Source organism: Myroides odoratimimus (assembly GCF_038039805.1).
GTDB classification, from domain to species: Bacteria; Bacteroidota; Bacteroidia; order Flavobacteriales; family Flavobacteriaceae; genus Flavobacterium; species Flavobacterium odoratimimum_B.
Genome location: NZ_JBBPHK010000002.1, coordinates 247,268 through 271,776, shown reverse-complemented (window position 1 = coordinate 271,776; position 24,509 = coordinate 247,268). Strand labels below are relative to the sequence as shown.

Here is a 24,509-nt window from a genome sequence, read left to right as displayed (position 1 = left end):
TTAATTACTGTTCTTCGTTTTGTGCCTGTCTCTTTAACAAATCTAAAGCAAATGTAAGCTCAGGATCTTCTTCGTTTAATATACTTCTGTAAAAGGCTTTTTCATCAACTGTATAGTCTGGTAATACTCCTCTACAGCCTTTCTCAGTACTAATAGAATTATTAAAAAACACTTCTGATCGAGGCAAATCTACCACTGTCTGCGTATTGGGTAATTTATAATTAATAAACCAAGATGCTGTAGTGAAATTACTACATGTACGCGTCTCTTGACCTATGATAATTCCTCTTTTATTCTCTTTAAATAATGAAGCAAAATAAGCTGCTGCTGAGACCGTATTATTATCAATTAACAACATTGTATTCCCTTCAAAGAAATATCGATCACGAGGATAATTCTCTACATAGGATTCATCTAGTCTATTATTTCCATAATAGTATTCATCACCCTCTACTTCACTCTTATCATATCGCTGGAACATAAAGTTATTCATATTCTTAATATCCATATCCGAATATTGTCTACCACTAGCATCTATCAAGTTTTCACGCACATTGATATCGATGACCTTAGTTGCATATCGATAATTGTTCTTAAACACTTTCTCTTGTGATATAAAAGAATAAAACAGAGGAATATTACTTAGGTATCCACCTCCATTTCCTCTGATATCAATAATTAGATTCTTCACTCCCTCTTCATTAATCTTCTCAAAAAAAGAACTTAACTTCTGGTAGGCAAACTCCTCTGAGAAAGCAAAAGTTTTAATCGTTAAACAGTATGTGTCATCATTAACTTTTTGCCCATAAATTCCATAAGAATAACTAATGATATCTACTGGTAATATTGCTTTCTGTACATTGTAATAATTTCGTGCATAGTTAACTGCCTTGAGTGTAGCTTCCTTATCCTCTACAGCATTTAGACTATCAAGATAATTAATCTTATACTCCTTCTCAGGACTCATCAGAGACACATAAAAAGAAAAATCTTTAGCGTCATCTGCCTCTATACTCCCATCTGTTGTTACATTTATACGCTTTAAGTAATCTCCTGACTTAACATCATTTACTTTTGTAATAACACTCCCTACAGGGATATTAGAATTGTGCTGATTCACAAACACCTTTCCATCATAGACAATGGTATTAATAGGAAAAAAAGAAGTTTCCTTTGTAAAATCTTCAAAAATAGTACTATCTGTACTCAAAGAAGAATGAGCATCGTGAATTAGAGGAATCGGATTAGATAATAAGAAATTAGCATACGAAGGATTCTCTTCTAATTTTTCTCTTATTTCTGCAACTCTCTTGTCAAAATCTTTTTCACTTATACTTCTAAATGGATTAGGGTGTTGCTTTTTTATAATATTAATAAGTATATCAAAATCATTTAAATAATCTTCTTTCGTCAACTCAGAATACTTCTTCTGTCCTAATACAAAAGAACTACTCAATAATAAGGCAATTAATAATAAACCTTTTTTTATCATTCCTGTTCTCAATTAAATTATCTAAAATAAAGAATTTATGGCATTTTAAAAATATTATTTCAAAAGCAATTTTATCTAAATCTCTTTATTTCCTTTAGCTTACAAAGATAAAGTTAAGCGTATACCTACGCAACTTTTACCAGTATGTATATTATAACAGTTAATTCTCATTTTTATTATTTTACAAAAGTTAAAAAAACAATCTTTTTTAAAATCACTTATTAGTTCATTCAAAATAATTCTAAAAAGAAAGGTGACCTCGCCAGGCCACCTTTCAATACAAACACTACTAATCTAAAAAACTGTTTCAACAGTCTTTTACAACAAAACTATTTTGGGGTCCATAAGACACGATTCTCCACATGATTAAGACCGTATCTAGGATCAATAGCTTTTACTTTAATAACTTGTGGTTCTTCTGCTAATCCTGACGGAATGCACAGTCTCCACAGATGTTTACTGGCTCTCTTTGCATCTACTGCATTTGAGATATTCATATTTTTAAATCTTCCTTGTTTTTGCAATTCTATGAGACGAGTGTACTGGGGATCTACTCCCTCATAATATTCCATCTTTTGCCAAGTAGCCCCCTTGTCATAGCTTATTTGCACATCCGTATCTCGGTCACCTGCAAATACATTAGCATATACATAACCATCGTTTAGATGCTCTAAGCTTTTATCCCATTCCTTCACCTCAGGAGCCCATACCTGTATTTGTTTTTGCTCGCTTCTGCCCGATACTTTATAAGATAAATGATAGTACTGACCTGCCGTCTGTAGTGTCCAATACCCCTTCCATGTACCGTCATACATCATCGCAAATGGGATTCCCTCTATATCATGAGGGCCTTGCCACCATGCTCCACACACAGCCCCCGCTACTAACTGATGTATAGCTTGATTATCTATTCTATCAAAGTACTTGTGATACTGAGTATGCGTATGCCCCACACCTACAAACACTTGCTTATAAGCAGAGAACAGATCTATAAACTCTTCTTTATCCTCCATGAATTCAATCGGAATATGCATCATCACCTTCACCTTATCATGAGTATCTTGATAATGAGCCAATACATTCTTTAAAAATTGCTTCTGAACTTCATCTATTTTACCGATATACTCTTTATCATTAACAGGTAGTATATTATTAAGTACAATGATTAACTCCTCCCCATACTCTAAAGCGTAATAAGAAGGTCCAAAAGCTTCTTTATAACTAATATCTCTATCCTTAACTGCTTTATCTTTACCGAAGTTTAAATCGTGATTACCTACTACATAGTAAATCGGGCTTCCTATTAAACCTAATGACTTAGATAGTGGATCAAAGATCTCTAAGCGATCAAAGACCAAATCTCCTAGTGGGAAGATTAAATCAGGTGGCGTATTTACTAGTTCGCTAACTACTAACTTCTCTACATGGTGAATATCGTCTAACACATCGGATTGTAAATCGCCCAAGAGCACAGCCTTTAAAGGTGATGATTCATCTGTTTGATACAATGGAAAGTCATGATTAGTTTTATTCTTTAAATCCTGATACGGCATATAAAAGCAAACCTTATTCTCTACTGTCAAGGCAGATTGAAACCCTTTTGGCTTAATCACGAATACTTGTGTATCTTCTAATGTAGATACCTCATATTCTCCCTTTTTATTGGTAAGTACTAAGTCTTGACCATTGCTGATGACCACATCTTTTAATAAGGGCTCTCCTTTGTCATACAGGCCATTTCTATTCAAATCTTCGAATACTTTACCACTTACTTTTTTTACTTGAGCATAGCTACTATATCCCACTATGGCACATAGGCAAATCAATATCTTTCTCACCGATTATTTCTTTAAGTTTAACAGTGTAATGATTTTGTGAAATACTTCATTATTCTCATATATCCCTCTAAACTCTCCTGATTGAGGCCCATATGCAAAAATAGGAACCATCGTACCTGTGTGATCATGAGAAATAAAATCTCCTTCTATCATTCCCTGTTTTACATCACCCTGAGGTATCGCAAATCCTCCTGTCTCGTGGTCAGCAGTAATAATCACTAAAGTTTGACCGTCTTCATCCGCAAATTTTAATGCTTCAGATATCGCTTTATCAAAATCGATACCCTCCGTAATGATTCCCCCAGTATTATTAAAATGTCCATAAGAATCTATCTTAGCTCCTTCTACCATCAAAAAAAACGGTTTGTTTTCTTTAGACAAATAATTTAAACCGTGTTTAGTCGCCTGTGCTAATACATCAGTTCGTCCATCTATAATTCCTTTTAAACTGCCCTCTTCTAAAAACATCCCAACGCGCTCTGCCTTAGACCTACTAATACTTTCTACTTTCTCTACGATAGAAAACTTTTCTTCTAAGTTTATATTTTTAAATGAGTTTCTACCTCCTCCAACGAACAGAGACAAATGACTCTTAAGAATATCTTTAGCGATCAGATCATTATCATCTCTATCTTTCTGATGAGCATAAAAAGCAGAAGGTGTAGCTCCTGTTAATTCATCTGTAGTAATCACTCCTGTTTTATAATCAAACGGCATTAAGTACTCCGTCATATTAGTAAGTGGTTTTCTATCCATTCCCATACCGATAGAGCGATTATACGTTTTTTGTCCTGTCGCTAAAGCGGTTCCTGCTGCTGCTGAATCCGTTGTAAAATCATCTCCTGCTTGAGTCTTGATAAAGCCAATACTCTTAAGTTGTAACAAACTCAAATCTCCTCCATTAGCTAAGGCTGCACTGGAGATTTGTGTCAATCCATTTCCATCCCCTATTAACAGAATGACATTCTTGATAGGTAAATCCTTATCGTCATTTTCGAAAGTAGGTCTATAAATCTCAGATGAGGTCAGGTTGTGATAAACTGCTTTGTGCAAATTCTTTAAATAGGTGTTAGCCAGATATGGATTATCTGTATTTATAACATCTATTCCCATGTCATAGAACGCCTTAAAAGCCGTCTTTCCATCCGGTGTTCCCCAGAATCTAATTGGTTTACCCTGACTGTGGACAAGATCTATTACTTCTTGTAATTTCTGTTTTTCTTCTTCTACTATACGCCCTTTACCATTCCATACAGAATAATCTTTAAAATTCAAACTGACCATCTCAACGCGTTCCCATAGATGATGATCACTTAAAGGAGCTAAAGACTGATGATCTAGCTTAACATAATCAGGATAAGAACTAAAGGTCTTCATATCTGGTTTATTACCAGAAATAACAAATGTAATTCCTTGCTCTTCTATCAGTTTTTCATACTTTGAAAGCACAGGTAGTAATAGCGCCATTGATTTCTTAGCATCTGACTTTAAATCAATCAAAAAGCGCAAACCTCTACTGTCTCCCATTTTTAAAGACACTGCTTGTTCTAATGGTGCTAGATATAAGCTCTCTATAGTTCTATTCTCTTGTATAGTCTTCGCTTCATGAGCTACGTACAGCCCTCCTTTTTCTAGAACTAAATCAACTTCTATAGACTGTGCTCCGTTTGAAAAAGCAGTCCAAAATGGAGTAGATTGATGATAATCGTTATGAGAATGTATGGTATATGTTTTTGATTGTGCATTAGCCATTAAAACACTAGAAATAAAGGCTATAGATAAAATAAGTCTTTTCATTTTGGTGCATAAAAAGAGGGCTAGCTCCAAGAAGGTAGCCCTCAATTAGTTTTGAAATTAAATTACCATCCTACGTTTTGTGGTATTCCTGATGATTGTACAGCTCTATTCGGTATAGGCCATACGTGCATATAACTTGAGTCAAAGTTTCTAGCTTTCCACACCTCTGATACCTTATAAGGAGAATCAGGATTAGAACGGTCTGTATGAATTCTTCCATAAAGAGGTTTCCCATAAGCCTCTTTTGCATCACCCCATCTCACTAAGTCAAAATGTCTATTGGCAAACTCTCCCGCTAGCTCTACTCTTCTCTCGTGTTTTAAATCCGCCATCGTAGCTCCTGTTTTTGGTGCTAATCCTGCACGCTTACGAACCTCATTTAGTGCTTCGTCACCGCTCTGACCTAGCATAATTTGAGCTTCTGCCTTCATCAGCAAGATCTCAGCATAGCGCATTAGAGGAACGTTATAATTCGTTGTCGGTTTATCTCCATTCATATTGATAAACTTCCCTAACGCGTCTTGTGTACTATACTCATACATATACTTATTAAACTGGAGTCCAGACATCGAGTTTTCTGACGAGTATCGCTTCGTCTCGCCGAAATAAGTAAATTCATCTCCGAATACTAATAAAGTCACATCTCTTCTAACGTCTCCTTTCTCAAACTCTTGGTACAACCCTTCTGTAGGCGTGAAATACCCCCATCCGTTATACGCTCCCCATCCTTTGTTTTCTAACATACATCCTGGTAGAATACTTCCTCCTTCTATTCCAGAATTAACAGACCAGATATACTCACTCTTCCAGTTGTTTAAAGCGCTGTGTAATTCTCTGTAATCTTTAGAAGGGTTCCCTGTATTGACAAGTGCTCTTCCTGAACCTGAATTTGTAACTGCATCGGCATACTTAATTACTTCATTAAACTTAGAAGAGTCATATTGTGCCCAGTACAGATATGTTTTTGTGATATAAGCTAATGCAGCATCCTTATGCGCTCTTCCATAATTATCTGTAGAATATGCTGTGAATAAAGGCAATAACTCTGCTGCTTTAGTCAAATCCTGTACTATCTGATCATAGTTCTCAATAACACTTTTTGGTCGTTTATAACTTCCTGCTGGTTGTGACATATTAGCCTCTGTGATAATAGGTACACCACCGTTATTACCATTATCCCCATACGTATGTGCTAACCAAAAATAAAAGAACCCACGCATAAAATATGCCTCACCTAATACTCTAGTCTTAAGTGATTCACTGATTTTCATATTAGGGACATTTGTAATAATATCATTCGCTCTTCGGATTACTTTATAAGCATTTTGATAAATACCATTGATATAGCCCTCATCACCATTTAGATTAAAGTTTTTGATATTATCTGCTGTTGCATTAAGGCGTCCTGTAACCATGTCGTCAGAAGCATTAATATACCAAAAGAACCCTCTTCCAAACATTTCATCTTCCATCATCATTTGATACAAACTATTAGCAGCTTCTGTTGCGTCTTGTTCTGTTTTCCAGAAGTTTTCATAAGATGTATTTCCTTTTGGATCTAACTCTGTAAAATCAGAACTACAAGCTCCCAATGATAAGATTGTTGATAGACCTAATACTAAGCTATATTTAGATAAACTATATTTTTTCATAATTATAAGTGATTAAAAAGTAAATAAGAAACCTCCTGATATTGTTCTTGAAACAGGATATCTTGCTACGTCCATTCCTACACCTCCTACTTCTGGATCTATACCATCATATCCCGTAATCGTAAATAAATTATCACCAGACATGAATATTCTTAAACTAGACTTAGGGGATAAGCTGCTCATTACACTTTTTGGCATAGTATAACCAATGGTTAAGTTCTTTAATCGTAAATAAGAAGCATCTTCTAAGTACCAACTAGAAGTCGTTCCATAGTTCTGATTATCATCTTTAGTAGATAATCTAGGAAGACTAGCATTCGGATTATCAGGAGTCCATGCTCCCATCACACGACTATCTAAATTATAACCTTGTAAAGAGGCATTATAAGCTGTAAACTTATACCCATTGAATACTTTCACATCACCTACTCCTTGGAAGAACATACTCAGGTCAAAATTCTTATACTCTAAGTTTAAACCAAAGCTATAAGTAATCTTAGGTACATAAGCATCCATAAACTGCTTATCATTATTATCTATCTTACCATCTCCATTACTATCTTCGAATTTAAAGTCTCCTGGTCGAGCATTAGGCTGTATTAATGTCCCCTCTTTAGAACGATGCGCATCAATCTCTGACTGCGACTGGAAGATTCCTAAATAAGGAACTAAGTAAGTAGAATAAAGTGATTTGCCCACCACAGATCTATAAGGTGATAATACTCCACGCACATTATCTCCGTGTGCTATATAATCTATTCCACTTTGATTATACCCGTTTAGATTCTCTAATTCATTTTTTATGAAACTTGCGTTTCCAAAAATCTTATAGTTTAAATCACCTATGTGATCATTATAACTTAGTGATAGTTCAATACCTTTATTTAATACTTCACCTCCATTTACATCAGCGGCTGCTGTACCATGGTGAGCATCTTCTAATCCTGGAATAATCATTCCTTTTGTACGCTTGCTAAAATAATCCGCTATTAAATTTAAGCGACCATTAAAGAAAGCAGCATCTATACCAACGTCAAATGATTCTGAAGTTTCCCATTTAAGGTTTGGGTTAGACTGACGATTTACATAAGTCCCTTTACCAGTAAGCATTCCATCTTCTCCCATAATAATATCGCTATTACTAAGTGGTACATCAAAAGAATAATATCCAACAGAATTTATATTTCCTATTTGCCCCCAAGATGCTCTTAATTTTAATTCACTAATCGCATCGACTTTAAAGAAGTTTTCTTGTGATATTCTCCATCCCACAGAAGCAGAAGGGAATACTTCTGATTGATTATTTTTAGCCAAACGCGATGTAGTATCTTTACGCAAACTTCCCGATACGAAGTAACGATCGTCAAAATTATACATCACACGTCCTATCAAAGAGGTTAGGGCATCTTCATACACCTCTGTAACTGGTTTTCTGATGATAGAGGCATTACCCATATATTGATTAAAAGGCTCTTCACTTCCAAAACCTTCTCCTTGTACAGAGATATAGTCATAATTCGTTTTTTGTGCAGAGTGAATTGCCGTAAGGTTTAAATCGTGCTTACCAAATGTCTTGTGATAAGTCAACTGATTATCCCAAATCCAATGTGTTTTTTCGTATTTATTTTCTAATAGATAATTGTTTAAATTCGTTCTACCTAATTCAGGAGCTTTTGGTGTAAATTTCTTGTATTTATTACTAGTATAGTCATAGCTATAAGAAGTCTTGAAGGATAGTCCATCTACAATATCATAGTTTAAATACACATTGGCATTCAAGAAATTAGTTGGATTAGTTGTTGTAGGTCTTAACAATAAGGCTACTGGATTATACACATCTCCATACGCTCCAGCAAACTGTGCTAAATCATGAGGTACAACACCTCCAAATTTACCATCAGCATCGTATACAGGTGCTGCAGAAGGCATATATAAAGCACTGATGACACTTCCTGAATAAGAACTTGTAGTATTAGTACCAATAGCATTCGTATTAGAGTAGTATACATTCTCTCCAATAGTAACTTTATCAGTCAGCTTAGTATCTGCCTTTAATCTAAAGTTATAACGTTCAGAAAATGTTCCTATTAAGGTTCCTTCTTTTTTGTTATACCCAAGAGAAGCAAAATAATTCGTATGGTCAGAAGCTCCTGAGATACTAGCATCTACATTGTGCATAGCTGCAGTTCTAAAGATTTCATCCATCCAGTTTGTTCTATTTACTTGTCCCCACGGATTAAGTAGAGCATCATGCGCAGACTGTCTAGGAACTCCTGCATTATCTGCTGCCATATTATATACAGAAGCTTGCCCTTGTGCATCTAATGGCGTTGGTAGATTTGTTGCTTTTGAAAAACCTGTATACACATTTAAAGCAACACTAGGATCTCCCTTTACTCCTTTTTTAGTTGTAATTACAATTACTCCTGAAGCAGCCTGAGCTCCGTAGATTGCAGCCGCAGCCGCATCTTTTAAGATAGATACAGATTCTATATCATTAGGACTAATTGCCGGTCCGTAATAAGGTACCCCATCTACTACAGTAAGTGGAGCTTCATTAGCTAATGATCCCGAACCACGGATAACCATCTTACTACTCTCAGAAGGGTCTCCACCTTGTTGTGTGACAGTTACTCCAGCAACTTGCCCTTGTAAGAAATCACTAAGATTAGACACTGGTCTAGACGCTAGTTGTTCTATATTATCTACAGTCGCAATCGATGTTGTAATATCTTTTTTCTTTGAAGCTCCATATCCGATTAATACTACCTCATCTAAGATATTGCTGTCTTGTTCTAAAAGAATACTTACTAATTGAGCACCTTGATAGTTGATCGTTTTTGTTTTGTATCCTAAATACTCTACAGAAAGAGTGCCCGCTTCTTTAGCTAATTCTAGCGTAAAATTCCCATCGGCATCCGTAGTTACCCAAGTAGAATTGTCCTTATTAGCTATTACTGTAGCAAAAGATACAGGTAGACCATCACTTTTGCCTGTTACCTTTCCTTTTACTATCACTTGTGCATGTAAGAAAGTACTACCTCCTATACATAACAGCCATACTAAGAAATGTCTTTTCATAAGATTGATTACATTGATATTTCACTTTCGAAAGTACTTCTGCTTTGTATAATACAGGGGTAATTATCTTTCAGTCAAGTGTAATTATCTTTCAGTAAAAGACTAATTCTATATCAGAGTAGTGTACTATTTGGACAATAACCTTTAGTTAACACTAGGATAATCTATTCTACACATCTGATCACTCATTTTTAAAATGTGAAGGACTATGTTCAAATCGCTTTTTAAATGCTTTACTAAAGTATTTTGGATCATTAAATCCACATTCAAAACAGACTTCCGAAATTGTCAGATCCCCTTTCTCGATCAATATTTTTGCTTTTTGTAAGCGCATTTCAATTAATATTTCTAAAGGAGATTGCTCTACAAACTCTTTAAACAAACGATAGCACTTCATCTTAGAAATCCCTAATTCCACTGTCAATTGATCTATACTGAAAGAAGAGTCACTAAATCTTGCATTCATCATTTCCATCCCCTTTCTAAACAAGCGTTCATTAGGCGAAAGATTCACAATAACATCCTCTGCTAGATTCGTCTTCCAAAGAAGTGCGTTACTCTCCTTGTTCTCTTTATCATAGCGGATACGCTTAAAAACCATATTGTCTAAGGTAGTTTTAGCAACTGGTAAGTGAATAAAATCACTAACTCCCAATTGACTCAATTGCTCTTGTACAAAATAATCAACTGTCTCTGCGATATAAAAGATAAGTAATCTTTGTTTCTGAGCCTGTTTTTTAATCTGTGCAAATAGAGATAAGGTACGATCAGACATCTCAATATTATAAAGTACTAAAGCGTCATACTTATAATGCTCTATATTTCCTACCACTCTACTCACACTGTGATTATAGACCAGATTAGTATCTTTTTGTCCAGCTAATAACTGTTTGACAATGGCCTTATCCTCTTCTTTAGCATACACTAGGATATTGTTTTTATCCTTTGGTAGCACTTGTAGCTCTTCTAAGAATTCATTCCAATTCCCTTTCTCAATCCCTTTATTCTCTTCTAATGGAACTAAAGGAATAGATATACTAAGAGAGAACACTGACTGACTATTAATCATCAGTGTACCATTTAGATTCTGTAATAAAGTCTCAAAAGCTCTGTAGTAAGGACTAAAATTTCTGTTGTCATTCCAAAATACAAATAAAGTATGACTCTCTGATTCTAAATCAATATGTAAAACATTGTCCTTCATATAGAAGCGAACCGTTATTTGCTGATTATCTTCTAAGTACTTATAACATTCGTATAGCAAATAACGCAAGCACAGTTTAAATCGCAATAAATCTACTTCTACCCACTGAGTATCTACTTCATTAAAAACGACGACTTCTACACCATACTTATCTTTTATCGCTCCCCACTCTTCTTTTAAGTGCTCTATAAAAGCAGTCATCTCTACGCTTACTAATTCTATAGTGTCAAAATCCTTAACCTGCTCTATATAGTTCCACTCCCGAACCATATTATAAACTTTAATTAGTTCCTCTTTTTGCGCTGCTTCAACGTTTAGTTCTTCTAGTATTTCTAATGTATTGACGATTGGCTTCTTAATTCTAGACAACAAAAATATTCTGAAATTCTCCATCTCTATGTCATCATTCTTTAATTTGCTATGTAGATTCAATAATTCTCCTTTCTGTTGTTCTATCTCTTGATTTAGAATACTAAGTTGTTCATTTTTATTAGCGAGATGTCTCTTTTGTGCTTCCACTTCCTTTGTGCGATCCCTTACTTGTTTTTTAAGTTCGATCTCTCTTTTTCTCACCTTCCTTTGCTTTATACGTACACGCCACAAGATTATCATCCCTACAGCAATCACAAATAATATAACGAAATAAGGCTGTAAGAAAAAAGGCTTTTCAATTTCAAAAGTAATCGTATATATAGTAGGCTTGTCTTTTTGTACCGTATCACGTATTTCTATCTGATAGCGTTTATGGTCTAAATCGTCTAAATTAATTTCTTTTTGAGGTAGAACCCTCCAGTCATCAAAAAGACCTACTATTCTATATTCAAATTGATTAATCGGATATTGATTAAAACCTATAGGATAGAGTGTAAGACGCAATTTATTCTCATCTGGCTCAAAAAAACTAACCTTACCCTCTTCTGCTATACGTTCATTGAGTAAGACTCTAAATTCTGGGGTTTTTTGAGTATTTCTCAGATGTCCTGGGTCTATAATATTTAAGCCTTTATTTCCTCCATAAAGCAGTAAGCCTTTTTTACTCTGACTATATGCTCCCTCAGAAAATTCTAGTCCTTGCCAACCAATATAATTACTAAAGTTTAAGACGTTATAAGTGTGTTTATCTATCGAAGCTATTCCTTTAGTAGTACTAATCCAAACATCATCCTGAGAAGGAGTCAGACTATACACCAAATGACTAGGAAGTCCGTCTTCCTCTCTAATTTGTTTTTTAAGCTCATAATCGGTATCAAATACAGATATTCCTCCTAAAGTAGCCACCCATAGATCACCTGTAAAAGCATCTGCATAAGTAGAGAATACACTGTTGCCCAACAGTCCTTTGTCTTGATTAATGATATTAATCTCCCCAGATCGACAATCGTAGAATACTACACCGTGTTCTTCTGTAGCTAAAATCAGTAAATTATCTTGAATAGAAATATGGCGAATATGGTACTGCTTTAACTTATCTTGATTGACAAAAGATTCAAACTTATTAGTCAATGCATTATACTTGCTCACACCTCCCCAGCTCCCCATCCATAGATAATGATTGATATCTTCTGCAAAAGCATACGTTCTATTACTTACAAAATGCTTAGTTACCCCTTCTTGAAAGAACTCTTGCTTGCCTTGTTCTATCTTTACTACTCCAGCGTAAGTTCCTATCCAGATATTACCATGAGAGTCTGAGTACAAACTGCGTATTCTATGCCAATCTGCATGCTCTTTATACTTATCGATTACAATAGGAACGAAAGGCTCATTTCGCTTCTTCTGATAAAACACACCCTGGGTGTAATATCCTATCCATCTACCTCCTAACTTATCTACTGCAATAGCGCGAATGGTCTCATGTGGTAGATGAGGTTGTCTCTCTGAATGAGAAAACACATATTCAAGGCTTGCCTTATTCGTCGGTAGAATAGAGACTCCACCATCTTTAGTCCCTACCCATATATTGTCAAACTTATCTATATGTAATACTATCACCTCATTACTGAGTAAACTATAAGGATGCTGTGGATCTACTTTATGGTTTTCGATAATCTTATATTCCCCCTCTAGTACTCTTAATAAAAAAACACCTTGAGTTTTAGTACCAATCCATATATTTCCGTTAGTCTCTGTTGCTATAGCATTGATAATAAACTCGGGAAACTGCTCTCGTATATCTTCTAATAGACTTGCTTGTACATGATACTGAGGTGATTTCTTTCTTGCATCCACTACTAAGTGATCTTCAATACCACCCATATAGCGAGTATCTACAGACACAAACTGACTTCCTCTAAAAGTGAACCACTTTTTTGATTCTAACTGTACGAGAATATTGCCTTGTTCATCTAAACTCAATACACGAGGCTCACTATAAAAACTATAATTCTGAAATACATCATCCTTTATCCACAAACTAATCTGTTTTCCATCAGATAAGATCCATAGACGATCTTCTTTATCTCTTAGTAATGCATAAATATCATTACCTCCAATAGAATTAGGATTCTTAGGATTGTTTTTATAGGTCTTTACTTGTTTACCATCGAATAGGTTTAGCCCATCCCAAGTCCCTATCCAGACTGCCCCATCAGGGTGATTTGCTATACAATTAATAGAATTATTAGAAAGTCCTTCTTTTGTAGTGATTGTTTTAAAGTGGACACTTTGCCCTAACGAAAGGCAAGAAAATAGAAAAAATATAAAAAACCAACGCATCGGCACTATTATAGCTTATAAAAAACGTAAAAATAAAGGTATTCAAATATTTAGTCCGTAAGCCCAAGTTAAATTATAGTTACCTATATGTTAGAGAATGTGCATCCGCATAAAAATAAGTGAGGTAGTGATGATTCCACACATTCATAAGTTTGAAACAAAGTATAAAAAAACAACTAGTTATAACAACTAATCTTCTACTCTTTCATTGTTTGAAATACATCTCCTTTATTTTTCTGTCTTACCTCCTACCCCCTCTTTTCTCCTATCTATTTTTACACTACCTTTACCTACAGTAAAGGCTCTGATTCAATGGCTATTATAGATAACACCATTCTATTTAAAGATTAGATAAACTTTAGCATTTCTAAAATAGCATACAGTTAATCTTTTTATAGTGTAGCTTCTGAATACCTCATTCATTTAATACATTCTTATTAGATACATGTTACTTTTAGTCCTTTATTCTAAGACCAAAAAAAAAGCCCGAAGGCTCTTTCTTATTTATTGTTTCAATACCCATGAAAAAATCAATGGGGCTACAATAGTAGCATCTGATTCGATTACATAACTAGGTGTATCTACATCTAGTTTACCCCAAGTAATCTTTTCGTTTGGAATACATCCTGAGTAAGATCCAAAAGAAGTAGTGGAATCTGTAATCTGACAGTAATATCTCCATCTCAATACTGAATCATCCTCTAAATCCTGTGCCCACATAGGAGCTACACACATAGCGAAATCTCCAGCAATACCTCCTCCTATCTGGAAGAAACCAACTCCCTGATCTACAGCATTCTTTTTATACCAATCTGCTAACCACACCATATAGTCTATTCCACTGTTTACCGTTCTAGACTTCAACTCCCCTTTGATTACATAAGAAGCGAAGATATTCCCCATCGTAGAGTCTTCCCATCCTGGTACTACGATTGGTAAGTTTTTTTCTGCAGCAGCTAGCATCCATGAGTTTTTAGGATCTATCTCATAATGCTCTTCTAATACACCGCTTAATAGTAACTTATACATATACTCATGTGGAAAATAACTCTCACCTGCTGCCTCACTGTCTTTCCATATTTTCTCGATATGCCCTTGTATTCTTCTAAATGCCTCTTCTTCAGGGATACACGTATCCGTAACACGGTTATATTTATTTTCTAATAGCGCTAGCTCATCCTCAGGAGTTAAGTCTCTATAGTTAGGAATTCTTTTATAGTGAGAATGCGCTACTAAGTTCATAATATCCTCCTCTAAGTTAGCCCCTGTACATGAGATAATAGCTACTTTGTCCTGTCTAATCATCTCTGCTAATGAGATTCCTAGCTCAGCAGTACTCATCGCACCTGCAAGAGAAATAAGCATCTTCCCTCCTTCATCTAAAAACTTTTCATACCCTTGAGCAGCATCTACTACAGTTGCTGAGTTAAAGTGGCGATAATTATGCGCCATAAATTGAGAAATAGGTCCTCTATTTTCCATTTTACTTGTATTGATTAAATTATTATTTAATAATGATATAGCCTTATCACGCTATTTTTGGGATACAAAGATTAGGATATAGAAAAAGGTTTTTTTTATCATATGATAAAAAAATACTTGACATTTAGTGTATAAGAAAATTCACTTTTTAGACACTTTCTTCGGAAGCGCATTGGGAAGTCTTTGGAAGTTCTTCGGAAAAATAGCTCTCCGTCCGAACAAACACTGAACTGTTCCGAACACCTTCCGAACAAAAGCCTTCTTTATACAAGATAAATAGCTATTTATCAACTATTTACATTTACAAAAATGGACATAAATGGACATAAATGGAAAAAAAAGGTAAATAATGGAAGATATTTCCCTTTTGCTGATTTTGCATTTAATAGACTGCTAATTTTGCTGTTATAGAATTCTACTCCGTTCTTTGACATGCACTCTTTGATAACCTAATAACTGCGTTATTCTAGAGCTATGGGTGTAAAAAAACCTCTTTGGGTTGTATCCTGCACAATTTCAGCATGGTGCACAGAATGAAAAGAATATATCGATGAGACAACTCTATTGATATTACACTTTATTACGAGAATACCAACAAACTTATCTGAATTATATTTTGACTAGCTCAATAAATTTAGGTTTATTTGTAAATCAACCAACAATCTAAAATATTATGACACAAGCAATCCAAGATCTATATCCTGAAAGCTTAGCACACTGCTATGGCTGTGGAAAAAACAACCCTAATGGACATCAACTAAAAACATATCTTGACGGAGAAGAAACAATCGCTCGTTTTACTCCTGATACTAAATACACGGCTATACCAGGGAGTGTATATGGTGGGTTAATCGCTTCTCTACTAGACTGTCATGGTACAGGGTCAGCAGCGGCATTTTTGTGTAAGCACAATAATATCCCACTAGAAGGCACTATACCTGTCAGATGTGTAACAGCTTCTCTTAAAGTTGATTTTAAAGCCTCTACTCCTATGGGAGAAGAACTAATCCTAAGAGGTAAACTTAGAAGCATAGAGGGCAGAAAGGTATGGGTAGATCTAACCCTAGAGGCTAATGGAGTAATCTGTGCTACGGGTGAAATCTTAGCTATACAATTAAAAGAGTAATCTTATGACACGGATTATAAATCCACGCTAACAGAGTGAATATATTAAACAAGGCTAATCAGTGTACTGATTGCCCTTGTTTATAACTAACTATCATGTAAGACACAGTAAAGGTTATAAATCCGCTCCAACAGTCAAATACTATAAAGCAATTCTACTTCACGTTTCTTCCATTAGCTCTAGAATCATACTGTAATATGCTTTCAGAATTAATTCAGACCTGTTTTGTATACCTACTTCGTTTCTTATAACCTGGGATAAAAATAGCTACTGTCTAGCCAAATATTCTTTCACGATAGGAATATCAGCTTCTGCCCAATCGTAGTTTAACAAGTCTTGAGGATCTACCCATAAGACTTGTGCGTGCTCTTTCACTTCGAAGTCTTCTGAATCTGTATGACAAACAAAAGGAAATAGTTCTAGAGAAAATGTATCATAGTGATGAGTCACTGATGATAATCTAGATAGTACTACAATATTTAGATTGAGTTCTTCTTTTACCTCTCTGACAATACACATTTCGTCTTGCTCTCCTTCTTCTACCTTCCCACCTGGGAACTCCCATTTATAAGGCAATAACATATTTTGATTTCGCTGAGCTATCAAAACCTTCTGATTAGACTCAATTATGGCACAAGTAACCCTTAACATAATGATAAAATTTAACATTTATAAAAAACACAACGCAATACACGATTTTCACAATGACATGCTTTAATCATCCTTTCCAAACAACTATCTAACTAAATACAAGATACTTATACATTCTAAAAGTCTATATTCCATTCTTAACAACTTTAGCCTAATGACTTTCATATTTATACTAAAGGTATACTTTATGTTAATACCCGTTCTCAACTCTTGTATTTATTGAGACATACATATAAATTTGCATTGCTTTTAAAGATAAAAAAAGCTTTATTTTCTTTGTTCGAAACACAAGTTGGTAATAAAGATCTATCCTAAATTGAATATATATTGCCCCACAATTGAAAATAAATTAAATTGCTATGAGAAAAAAGCCTCAAAAGACGAATGTCTAATGAGGCTTTTTTTTTATCTCTTTAATTGTAATTCTTTAACCTCTCCTGTCAGCATATCTAAAGTACGATACGTATATAATAATACCTCATTATCGAAGAGTGCATCTTTTATTCTACCTCTATATTGGTATCCTTCTATGGTATTTACCAGTACTCCCGTTTTTACATTCAAGACAAACTCTGCTCCCCAATTATTGGTCTCAGTAGAGGATGCCTCTAACATTATATACTGATTATCTTCTGAGAATAACATACTTGAAGAATTAATACGTACAGGCGCTGCTAATAAGGTATTAAAATCAACAGACCAAATCACCTTATATGATAAGTCAAGGCAATAAACAATACTACTTTCTGTCAGCACAATTAAATGTTGATTATCATTAGTGTATTCTACCTTACCCATCTTTTCTTTTAGACTAGTTTTTATTTTCTCTGTTTCGCCTGAGGTAAAGTCAAATAGATAAAGTGTATCCTTAAAAGTCTCTGAAGGTGCAATGAATTGGTTCTTCTCTTTATTAAAACTCCCTTGATAAGTACGGATATTTTTAGGCATCTCTGCTATAATCTCTTTGGTCACTAAATCTAAACAAAAAGGCTTTTTATTATGTGCAACGATCAGTACTTTATCAGAGTCTAAACTGAACGCTGCATCATATACAAAATAAGTATTCGTAAAAAACACTTGTTCTTGTGTATCCACGCATAGAATAGCAAAATCAGTTTTAAACGCTCTCGTTGTCTCTGATATCTTATTTATAGCAATGTATTTACCATCTGGAGAAATGGCATTAATACGCCACTCTTTATAATTGGTAAAGCGGATAACTCGCTCTTCTAGAAAGTCATATAACATTAACCCTTCTTCGTTGCGGTCTTTTTGATATTCAAATAATCCTCTTTTTGCTATTCTATTTATTTTCATCTATGCTTATCTTATTACTTTGATTTCCTAAAAGCCTTATTGAGCCTGCAAGATAGAAAATCGAGTAAGAAAATCAGCTATTAGTACAGAAGATATTCACAGTGGTATTACCAAGGCATTTTATCTGTTTTTAGCTCGTTAGACAGGTCAAAAGAAGCACTGAAATAGCCTGTACTATCTACTCTCTTTAGATTATAAGTATATGTATTATCCTTAATCGTCACCCACCATACATTCCCTGCTATTGTACTCATCATATCTACTGTCTCTTGATCTGATGGAAAAAATTGCATATCAGCAAATCCTGTATTGGTAGCAGTACCTCCATACATGGTGATATCATCTGGTGTTCCGTCCTGGTGTCTATGATCGTGCTTTAGCTTTACTAGTCCATTCTCTAGTGTAAATACCCAAGTACGAGATAAATCTTCACCTACAAAGAATGAGATCTTCACCTCCTCCTCTTTACAAGAGATTACCTTCATCAATAACTCTTTATCTTTAAAATCAGCAGGTACATTAGGAGACACGATTTGACCACTATACGCCTTACCACAGTGTTCACTCAATGCCGATAAAAACTTTTCGGGGTTAGTTATAGCTTTCTGTGCAGAAGCTGTGATGGTCATCAAACAAATCGTTAAAGCAAATAGGATATTCTTCATAAGTATAAATTAATTAGTTGGCCTCAAACATAGCCATTTTAAATTCAATTTACTATCAAGCATATAAAAAAACAAGGCTACTTAGTATACTAAATAGCCTTGTTCTTGTTTGGATCTGACACGATTTATATTACGGTAATAAAATAAATAGCAATAGTGTCTAGATCTAAGCGATTATATATTCTTGAAAAATCTTCTTTGCTTTTTTTACCCCTACTTCCTTCTTATACTTATCATGAGAGGAGATATACACCACTGGAGCACTCTTACACATCCCTTGGCATTTCATCTTACACACAGAGTAATCGTTAGAAAGCCCACTCTCTTCTAATAAAGCTTTAAAACAACTTTTAGTCTCTTCATTATATCGACAACATTTTTTCCCGTCACAAACGAAGATAGTTCTCTCACCTTTCTTAACTTTACCCATAGTATTAGTATTTGATACAAATATATTTTATTTTTATCTATTCTAAATTAACTAAATAAAATTTAGCACACTTTTATGAAATTAAGATATTGGTTGATATTATTTGTTTGTTCTATGCTTACTTTTAATATTGTTACACGTTTTCCTGATGTTATTGAAGCCTTTTATACGAATGGTTTTTATTTCTATTTATGTAAAGTTTTTAATGCGATTACGAGCCTATTCCCTTTTTCTGTAGGAGATGTATTGTATACGATTATAGGGTTATTTCTCATCTATAAGTTTTACCTCGTTTTTAAAACACAGAAAGGATGGAAGAAAATCACAATGGCTTGTACTGCATTAACTTTTAAATGTGTGGTGATCTTTTACATTCTATTTAATATCGGCTGGGGATTAAATAACTACAGACCATCTCTAGAAAGCCAATTAGGAATAGAACGAGGCTATGATCAGGAGAAATTAATAAATCTAACGACCAGATTAATACAAAGAGCTAATCTATTACAACTAGCTATTACAAATGACAGTACGATAGCCGTAAAGCTAGATCAAGATATCAATACAATATTAGTAGATGCTAAAAAAGGTATTGAACAAATAACCTTCTTACATCAAATAGACAACACACACTCATTAGCAATCAAAGAGTCTTTATTTAGCCTTCCTTTGACTTATATGGGATTCTCTGGATATATCAATCCTTTTACATTAGAAGCACAGGTAAACAATAAAATACCAACCCTTACCTTGATTGTCACAGCATCTCATGAAATGTCTCATCAATTAGGATTTGCAAAAGAAAGTGATGCAAACTTTATAGGCTTTATGGCAGCATATAATCAAAAAGATACAGCTTATCAATACGCTGCTATTATCTATGCCCTTAGATACTGTGTATCCAATATCAATGACAAAGAATCAGTAGAAGTCAAAGCTTTATTCGAAACAATACACCCTGGAGTGAAAGATAACCTAAACGAGAATATTATATTCTGGAGTGAGTATAAGAATATCACAGATTCTTTTTTTAAGGTATTTTACAATGGTTTCTTAAAACTTAATAATCAAAAAGAAGGCCTACAATCTTATAATAAGTTTGTAGACCTTCTGATAAATTATGATTTAAAAAATCCTATCTTATAAGATTTTATTTTCTTTCATCCACTTTGTTTTTAAATGGTCGAATGATTAAACGAGCTTGTCTGTCAAACATCATATAGTTATACATCCAGTTCCAGAATACAACTAATTTATTTCTAAATCCGATTAGAGACATCAAGTGCACAAACATCCATACAAACCACGCAAAGAAACCGCTAAACTGGAACTTAGGTAAGTCCACTACAGCTTTATTACGTCCGATAGTTGCCATAGACCCTTTATCATTATATACGAATGATTTTAAAGGCTGTCCGTCTCTTAGTCTAATCAAGTTATTCGCTAATAATTCTCCTTGCTGTATAGCAGGCTGAGCCATCATAGGATGTCCCATAGGCGTTTTATCAGTCATCATAGTAGCCACATCACCAATAGCAAAGACATCTGTAAAGCCTTCTACTTGATTGTATTCGTTTACTTTGATTCTATTTCCTCTTTGAATAACAGTCGCATCAAAACCATCTACAGTAGCTCCCATTACTCCTGCTGTCCAAATCACAGTTTCTGCTGTGAATTCTTTACCTGACTTTGTATATACTATTTTATCTTTATAATCTGTTACTATTTCGCCTAAGTATACTTTCACACCTAGGTTTTCTAAGAATTCTTGTGCTTTTCTAGATGATTTCTCACTCATGGCATCAAGTACTTTATTAGCACCTTGAATCACGTTGATTTCCATCTTATTAAAGTCTAAGTCTGGGTAATCCTTAGGCAATACATGCTTCTTCATTTCTGCTAAAGCACCTGCAAGTTCAACCCCTGTAGGTCCTGCTCCAACAATCACAAAGTTCATTAATGCCTTTTGTTCTTGATCATCAGTTGTTTGTAAAGCCTCTTCAAAGTTCTCCAACACTAAACTACGAATATCTAATGATTCAGGAATCGTTTTCATCGCCATACTATTCTTAGTAATATTCTCATTACCAAAGAAGTTTGTTTTAGATCCTGTCGCAATGACCACATAATCATAAAAAATCGTACCAATATCAGCAACTACCTTCTTATTTTCTGTATCTATACGCTGTACATTAGCCAATCTAAAGTATATCTCTTCGTAATCTTGTACAACTTTACGAATAGGATATGCAATAGATCCTGACTCCAATCCTCCTGTTGCTACTTGATACAACAGCGGTTGAAACGTATGATAATTATGCTTGTCTAAAAGCACAACTTGAAAATTTTTGTTCTTTAGTTTTTTAGCAAGTGCTAAACCCCCAAAACCACCACCAATAATAACAACACGTGGGCGCTTTGAAGTAGGAATATTCATCATAATCACTCGATTTTTACTATGCAAATTTACAATAATTAATTCGCATTGATAAAAATTTCAGTTTCCTAAATTTCCCTTAACCTATGTTCTAATTTAAGACAATAGAATATTTAAAGCTCTATTTTTATTGATTTGACAATATGACTTACTCTAATTATAGAACTTTTACTTCTAATGCTAAAAAACTAATAATTACATTATTTTAATAATTTTCATGAGTTTTTGACAAAGACTTGAACTTTATGATTTTATCTAATATACTCTCAAAAAAAAAGGCAAGCTGCTATTCACAACCTGCCTTTTCTCTATTTAATAATCTTATGATTTTTTAAAGTTATTTCTAATATTTCGTATTAAGGGTTCTAATCCATTTAATTTTAATTCATAAATGAGACCTAATTGTTCTCCTAATTTACCCTTTGGAAACCCTTTATTATGATACCAAACGATATAATGCTCTGGTAGATCTATCAAGTATCTTCCCTCATATTTGCCATAAGGCATTTTAGTATGAGCGAGTTCTACTAAGTATTTTTCATTATCTATCATTAATTAAGCACCTTTACATTTAAGTCGGTATCGTACTGTAGTAAGTACACTCCACTATTTCTAAGTGTTCCTTCTGGATTTCGACTATAACTAAATCTGTTCTCTATTTCTTGAGATGCCTTATTAGTAGTCTGCATAAATCCTTCTTTTTGGAACATTCTAAAAATCACATCTAATGTTACGTCAAACCCTCTTGTAGCAAAACGATTAGGATACACATTATATCTGTTTTTATACTCCTGACCAAATAAAGATTCTGATCTAGACTCTTGCGAATCTCTCGTCACTGAAGGAAAAGTATATTTTAAATCGACCAGAGTTTCTATTCTAATCTCACTGTAATCAAATACATCAGATTTGTCAAAAGAAGCAATCTGAATATCATAATCCTTTGTTCTATTCTTTAATTTATCAGTAAATAATAGTGCTGATGCTATACTATTAGAATCTAGTACGAAGACATTTTTCTTGTCTTTCACTAATGTTTTATCTATCTCTCCTATTTGACTAGTACTAATCATTTTTATATCTGGAAAGTACTGATTCATAAACTGTTTTGTCGATTGTTTCTTATCATCTACAATCACTGTAATCTTGGCGCCTGACTTCTTAAAGTATTCTAATAACTGGCTCTTAAGTACATTGCTATAAGGCATAGTCTGCACAAGTCTATTAGAGGCAGTCGCTTTCTCATTTGATAATGGAGATACTAATATAACCTTGTCATTAGGCAAAGCCTTTACAGCAGCATCTACATTACTCTGATAAAATGGCCCAATAATAATATCAGTATTGCTAAAATCCTTAGAGTTAAATAAACTCTTCACACCACTGCTATTCTTACTTTCACTAGAGTCATAGACATTTACTGTTAAAGGTAAATTTAGACTCTCTGCATACTCTACTGCCATTTTAGCTCCTGAATAGAAGTCTAAAGTCATATTTAAAAAGCCATCAGAACTCAACTTAGCATCTACATTATCTCCTAATTTATCTATATTGAAAGGTAATAATAGCGCCAACTCCTTATGCTCTAATCGACTAATAGAATTACTCAAATCAACATAGCCTCCTGTTGTATCAGGTGATAAATATCCTTCTTTATTTTCACTAGGTATATTTTCTTCAACGACAACATCTAAACCTTCTTTATAAGGGAGTATAAGTTCCATTCCACTTTTTAATCCTTGTTGAAGATCTGGATTAAGCTTAATAATCTCCTTGATAGATACATCATACTTACGACTAATGCTATATAAAGTCTGTTGAGGCTCTACAATTAAACGAATAAACTTATTCTCTTTTGGAGTTTCAGGGGTTACCTCTACTACTTTTGCCTTTGTCTGAAAACCATAAGCAGGTACTTTTATGGTTTGACCACTCTTTAACCCCTCTTTTAACTCAGGGTTTAGCTCTAGCAATCTTTGTACAGAAGTATTGTACATTACCGCTAAACTATAAAGCGTTGCCTTAGGTTCTACATCTATATTTCTATAATAGATATTATTTATGTCTTTAATTGTATCAACTGTAGACGATGGTAACGTAGCTGGTATCTTATTTGGTTTTCCCTGTTCGTACTTAGTTACATCCATAGAAGAAGGCTTCTTAGTATTTGGAGAAACAATAATCTCACTATCTGCTAATAAACCAGTTTCTTTTAGAGAAGGATTCCAAGTATGTAGATCATTGATAGATACATTGTACTTTTTGCTAATGCTATACAGAGTCTCCTTAGGTTGCACAATATGTATTCCTTTAGAAGTAGAAGTATTCTTAGTCTTCTCACCATTTTTTAATAAAGGATTAGCACCTTTATTCTTTTCTTTCTCCACAAAGTCTTTTGTAGGAATTAATAAAAAACTATTTTCATTGATTCCATTCTTTGCATCAGGATTATACTTCAGTATTTCACTTACAGGTATATCATAATCTCTAGAGATCTTACTTACAGTATCCCCTTTATTCACTCTATATTGAATAAACGAACCCGACTGAGCTAGAACAGACGATGTAAAAACAAATGCCGTTAAGGCTATAAATATCTTCTTTTTCATTAGCAATACAATT

16 protein-coding genes are annotated in these 24,509 nt (G+C 34.1%); 2 read left to right on the top strand and 14 right to left on the bottom strand.

Annotation, left to right across the window (positions count from 1 at the left end; translation table 11 throughout):
- Positions 1-4: 4 nt before the first annotated feature.
- From AABL85_RS03070 to AABL85_RS03040, 7 genes are all read right to left on the bottom strand, one after another.
- Positions 5-1,492, bottom strand: a complete 1,488-nt coding sequence (locus AABL85_RS03070; protein ID WP_341309158.1) for a S41 family peptidase — start codon at positions 1,490-1,492, stop codon at positions 5-7.
- 329 nt (positions 1,493-1,821) lie between these two features.
- Positions 1,822-3,330, bottom strand: a complete 1,509-nt coding sequence (locus AABL85_RS03065; RefSeq protein ID WP_341309157.1) for a calcineurin-like phosphoesterase family protein — start codon at positions 3,328-3,330, stop codon at positions 1,822-1,824.
- Positions 3,331-3,333: 3 nt separating this feature from the next.
- A complete protein-coding gene (locus AABL85_RS03060; protein WP_341309156.1) occupies positions 3,334-5,127 on the bottom strand; it encodes an alkaline phosphatase in 1,794 nt (597 codons plus the stop codon).
- Between the two features lie 62 nt (positions 5,128-5,189).
- Entirely contained in the window at positions 5,190-6,779 is a 1,590-nt protein-coding gene (locus tag AABL85_RS03055; RefSeq protein ID WP_341309155.1) for a RagB/SusD family nutrient uptake outer membrane protein, read from the bottom strand.
- A gap of 12 nt (positions 6,780-6,791) precedes the next feature.
- Entirely contained in the window at positions 6,792-9,860 is a 3,069-nt protein-coding gene (locus AABL85_RS03050) for a TonB-dependent receptor (RefSeq protein ID WP_341309154.1), read from the bottom strand.
- A gap of 181 nt (positions 9,861-10,041) precedes the next feature.
- Entirely contained in the window at positions 10,042-13,779 is a 3,738-nt protein-coding gene (locus AABL85_RS03045; RefSeq protein WP_341309153.1) for an AraC family transcriptional regulator, read from the bottom strand.
- Between the two features lie 504 nt (positions 13,780-14,283).
- Positions 14,284-15,261, bottom strand: coding sequence for a deoxyhypusine synthase family protein (locus tag AABL85_RS03040; protein ID WP_006258986.1), 978 nt, complete (start codon positions 15,259-15,261; stop codon positions 14,284-14,286).
- Between the two features lie 673 nt (positions 15,262-15,934).
- On the opposite strand from AABL85_RS03040, the gene AABL85_RS03035 reads away from it, so the two are divergent.
- Positions 15,935-16,387: a PaaI family thioesterase gene (locus tag AABL85_RS03035; protein WP_341309152.1), complete on the top strand. Its 453-nt coding sequence runs from the start codon at positions 15,935-15,937 to the stop codon at positions 16,385-16,387.
- A gap of 267 nt (positions 16,388-16,654) precedes the next feature.
- Here the strand turns inward: AABL85_RS03035 and AABL85_RS03030 are convergent, their stop codons facing one another.
- The 4 genes from AABL85_RS03030 to AABL85_RS03015 all read right to left on the bottom strand — a co-directional run bounded on the left by AABL85_RS03030 (position 16,655) and on the right by AABL85_RS03015 (position 19,450).
- Positions 16,655-17,038, bottom strand: coding sequence for a (deoxy)nucleoside triphosphate pyrophosphohydrolase (locus tag AABL85_RS03030; protein WP_341309151.1), 384 nt, complete (start codon positions 17,036-17,038; stop codon positions 16,655-16,657).
- 405 nt (positions 17,039-17,443) lie between these two features.
- The gene (locus tag AABL85_RS03025; RefSeq protein WP_341309150.1) at positions 17,444-18,355 is read right to left on the bottom strand and encodes a hypothetical protein; all 912 of its coding nucleotides are present in this window, start codon (positions 18,353-18,355) and stop codon (positions 17,444-17,446) included.
- A 107-nt stretch (positions 18,356-18,462) separates the two neighbouring features.
- Positions 18,463-19,020: a hypothetical protein gene (locus AABL85_RS03020; protein WP_341309149.1), complete on the bottom strand. Its 558-nt coding sequence runs from the start codon at positions 19,018-19,020 to the stop codon at positions 18,463-18,465.
- Positions 19,021-19,186: 166 nt separating this feature from the next.
- Complete coding sequence (locus AABL85_RS03015) at positions 19,187-19,450, bottom strand: (2Fe-2S) ferredoxin domain-containing protein (RefSeq protein WP_341309148.1); 264 nt, start codon at positions 19,448-19,450, stop codon at positions 19,187-19,189.
- A gap of 75 nt (positions 19,451-19,525) precedes the next feature.
- Between AABL85_RS03015 and AABL85_RS03010 the strand changes: the two genes are divergently transcribed.
- On the top strand, positions 19,526-20,596 hold the full coding sequence (locus AABL85_RS03010) for a DUF3810 domain-containing protein (protein ID WP_341309147.1): 1,071 nt from the start codon (positions 19,526-19,528) through the stop codon (positions 20,594-20,596).
- 4 nt (positions 20,597-20,600) lie between these two features.
- On the opposite strand, the gene AABL85_RS03005 is transcribed toward AABL85_RS03010, so the two are convergent.
- The 3 genes from AABL85_RS03005 to AABL85_RS02995 form a co-directional block, all read right to left on the bottom strand.
- Positions 20,601-21,890, bottom strand: coding sequence for an NAD(P)/FAD-dependent oxidoreductase (locus tag AABL85_RS03005; protein WP_341309146.1), 1,290 nt, complete (start codon positions 21,888-21,890; stop codon positions 20,601-20,603).
- 318 nt (positions 21,891-22,208) lie between these two features.
- The gene (locus AABL85_RS03000; RefSeq protein ID WP_341309145.1) at positions 22,209-22,439 is read right to left on the bottom strand and encodes a DUF3820 family protein; all 231 of its coding nucleotides are present in this window, start codon (positions 22,437-22,439) and stop codon (positions 22,209-22,211) included.
- On the bottom strand, positions 22,439-24,496 hold the full coding sequence (locus tag AABL85_RS02995; protein WP_341309144.1) for a LysM peptidoglycan-binding domain-containing protein: 2,058 nt from the start codon (positions 24,494-24,496) through the stop codon (positions 22,439-22,441). Before AABL85_RS02995 ends, AABL85_RS03000 begins: the two co-directional genes overlap by 1 nt.
- Positions 24,497-24,509: the final 13 nt, after the last annotated feature.

Bases quoted from the DNA above. Each gene is read 5' to 3' on its own strand.
- AABL85_RS03070 (WP_341309158.1), bottom strand. From the start codon at position 1,492: ATGATAAAAAAAGGTTTATTATTAATTGCCTTATTATTGAGTAGTTCT.
- AABL85_RS03060 (WP_341309156.1), bottom strand. From the start codon at position 5,127: ATGAAAAGACTTATTTTATCTATAGCCTTTATTTCTAGTGTTTTAATG.
- AABL85_RS03055 (WP_341309155.1), bottom strand. From the start codon at position 6,779: ATGAAAAAATATAGTTTATCTAAATATAGCTTAGTATTAGGTCTATCA.
- AABL85_RS03050 (WP_341309154.1), bottom strand. From the start codon at position 9,860: ATGAAAAGACATTTCTTAGTATGGCTGTTATGTATAGGAGGTAGTACT.
- AABL85_RS03045 (WP_341309153.1), bottom strand. From the start codon at position 13,779: ATGCGTTGGTTTTTTATATTTTTTCTATTTTCTTGCCTTTCGTTAGGG.
- AABL85_RS03040 (WP_006258986.1), bottom strand. From the start codon at position 15,261: ATGGAAAATAGAGGACCTATTTCTCAATTTATGGCGCATAATTATCGC.
- AABL85_RS03035 (WP_341309152.1), top strand. From the start codon at position 15,935: ATGACACAAGCAATCCAAGATCTATATCCTGAAAGCTTAGCACACTGC.
- AABL85_RS03030 (WP_341309151.1), bottom strand. From the start codon at position 17,038: ATGTTAAGGGTTACTTGTGCCATAATTGAGTCTAATCAGAAGGTTTTG.
- AABL85_RS03025 (WP_341309150.1), bottom strand. From the start codon at position 18,355: ATGAAAATAAATAGAATAGCAAAAAGAGGATTATTTGAATATCAAAAA.
- AABL85_RS03020 (WP_341309149.1), bottom strand. From the start codon at position 19,020: ATGAAGAATATCCTATTTGCTTTAACGATTTGTTTGATGACCATCACA.
- AABL85_RS03015 (WP_341309148.1), bottom strand. From the start codon at position 19,450: ATGGGTAAAGTTAAGAAAGGTGAGAGAACTATCTTCGTTTGTGACGGG.
- AABL85_RS03010 (WP_341309147.1), top strand. From the start codon at position 19,526: ATGAAATTAAGATATTGGTTGATATTATTTGTTTGTTCTATGCTTACT.
- AABL85_RS03005 (WP_341309146.1), bottom strand. From the start codon at position 21,890: ATGATGAATATTCCTACTTCAAAGCGCCCACGTGTTGTTATTATTGGT.
- AABL85_RS03000 (WP_341309145.1), bottom strand. From the start codon at position 22,439: ATGATAGATAATGAAAAATACTTAGTAGAACTCGCTCATACTAAAATG.
- AABL85_RS02995 (WP_341309144.1), bottom strand. From the start codon at position 24,496: ATGAAAAAGAAGATATTTATAGCCTTAACGGCATTTGTTTTTACATCG.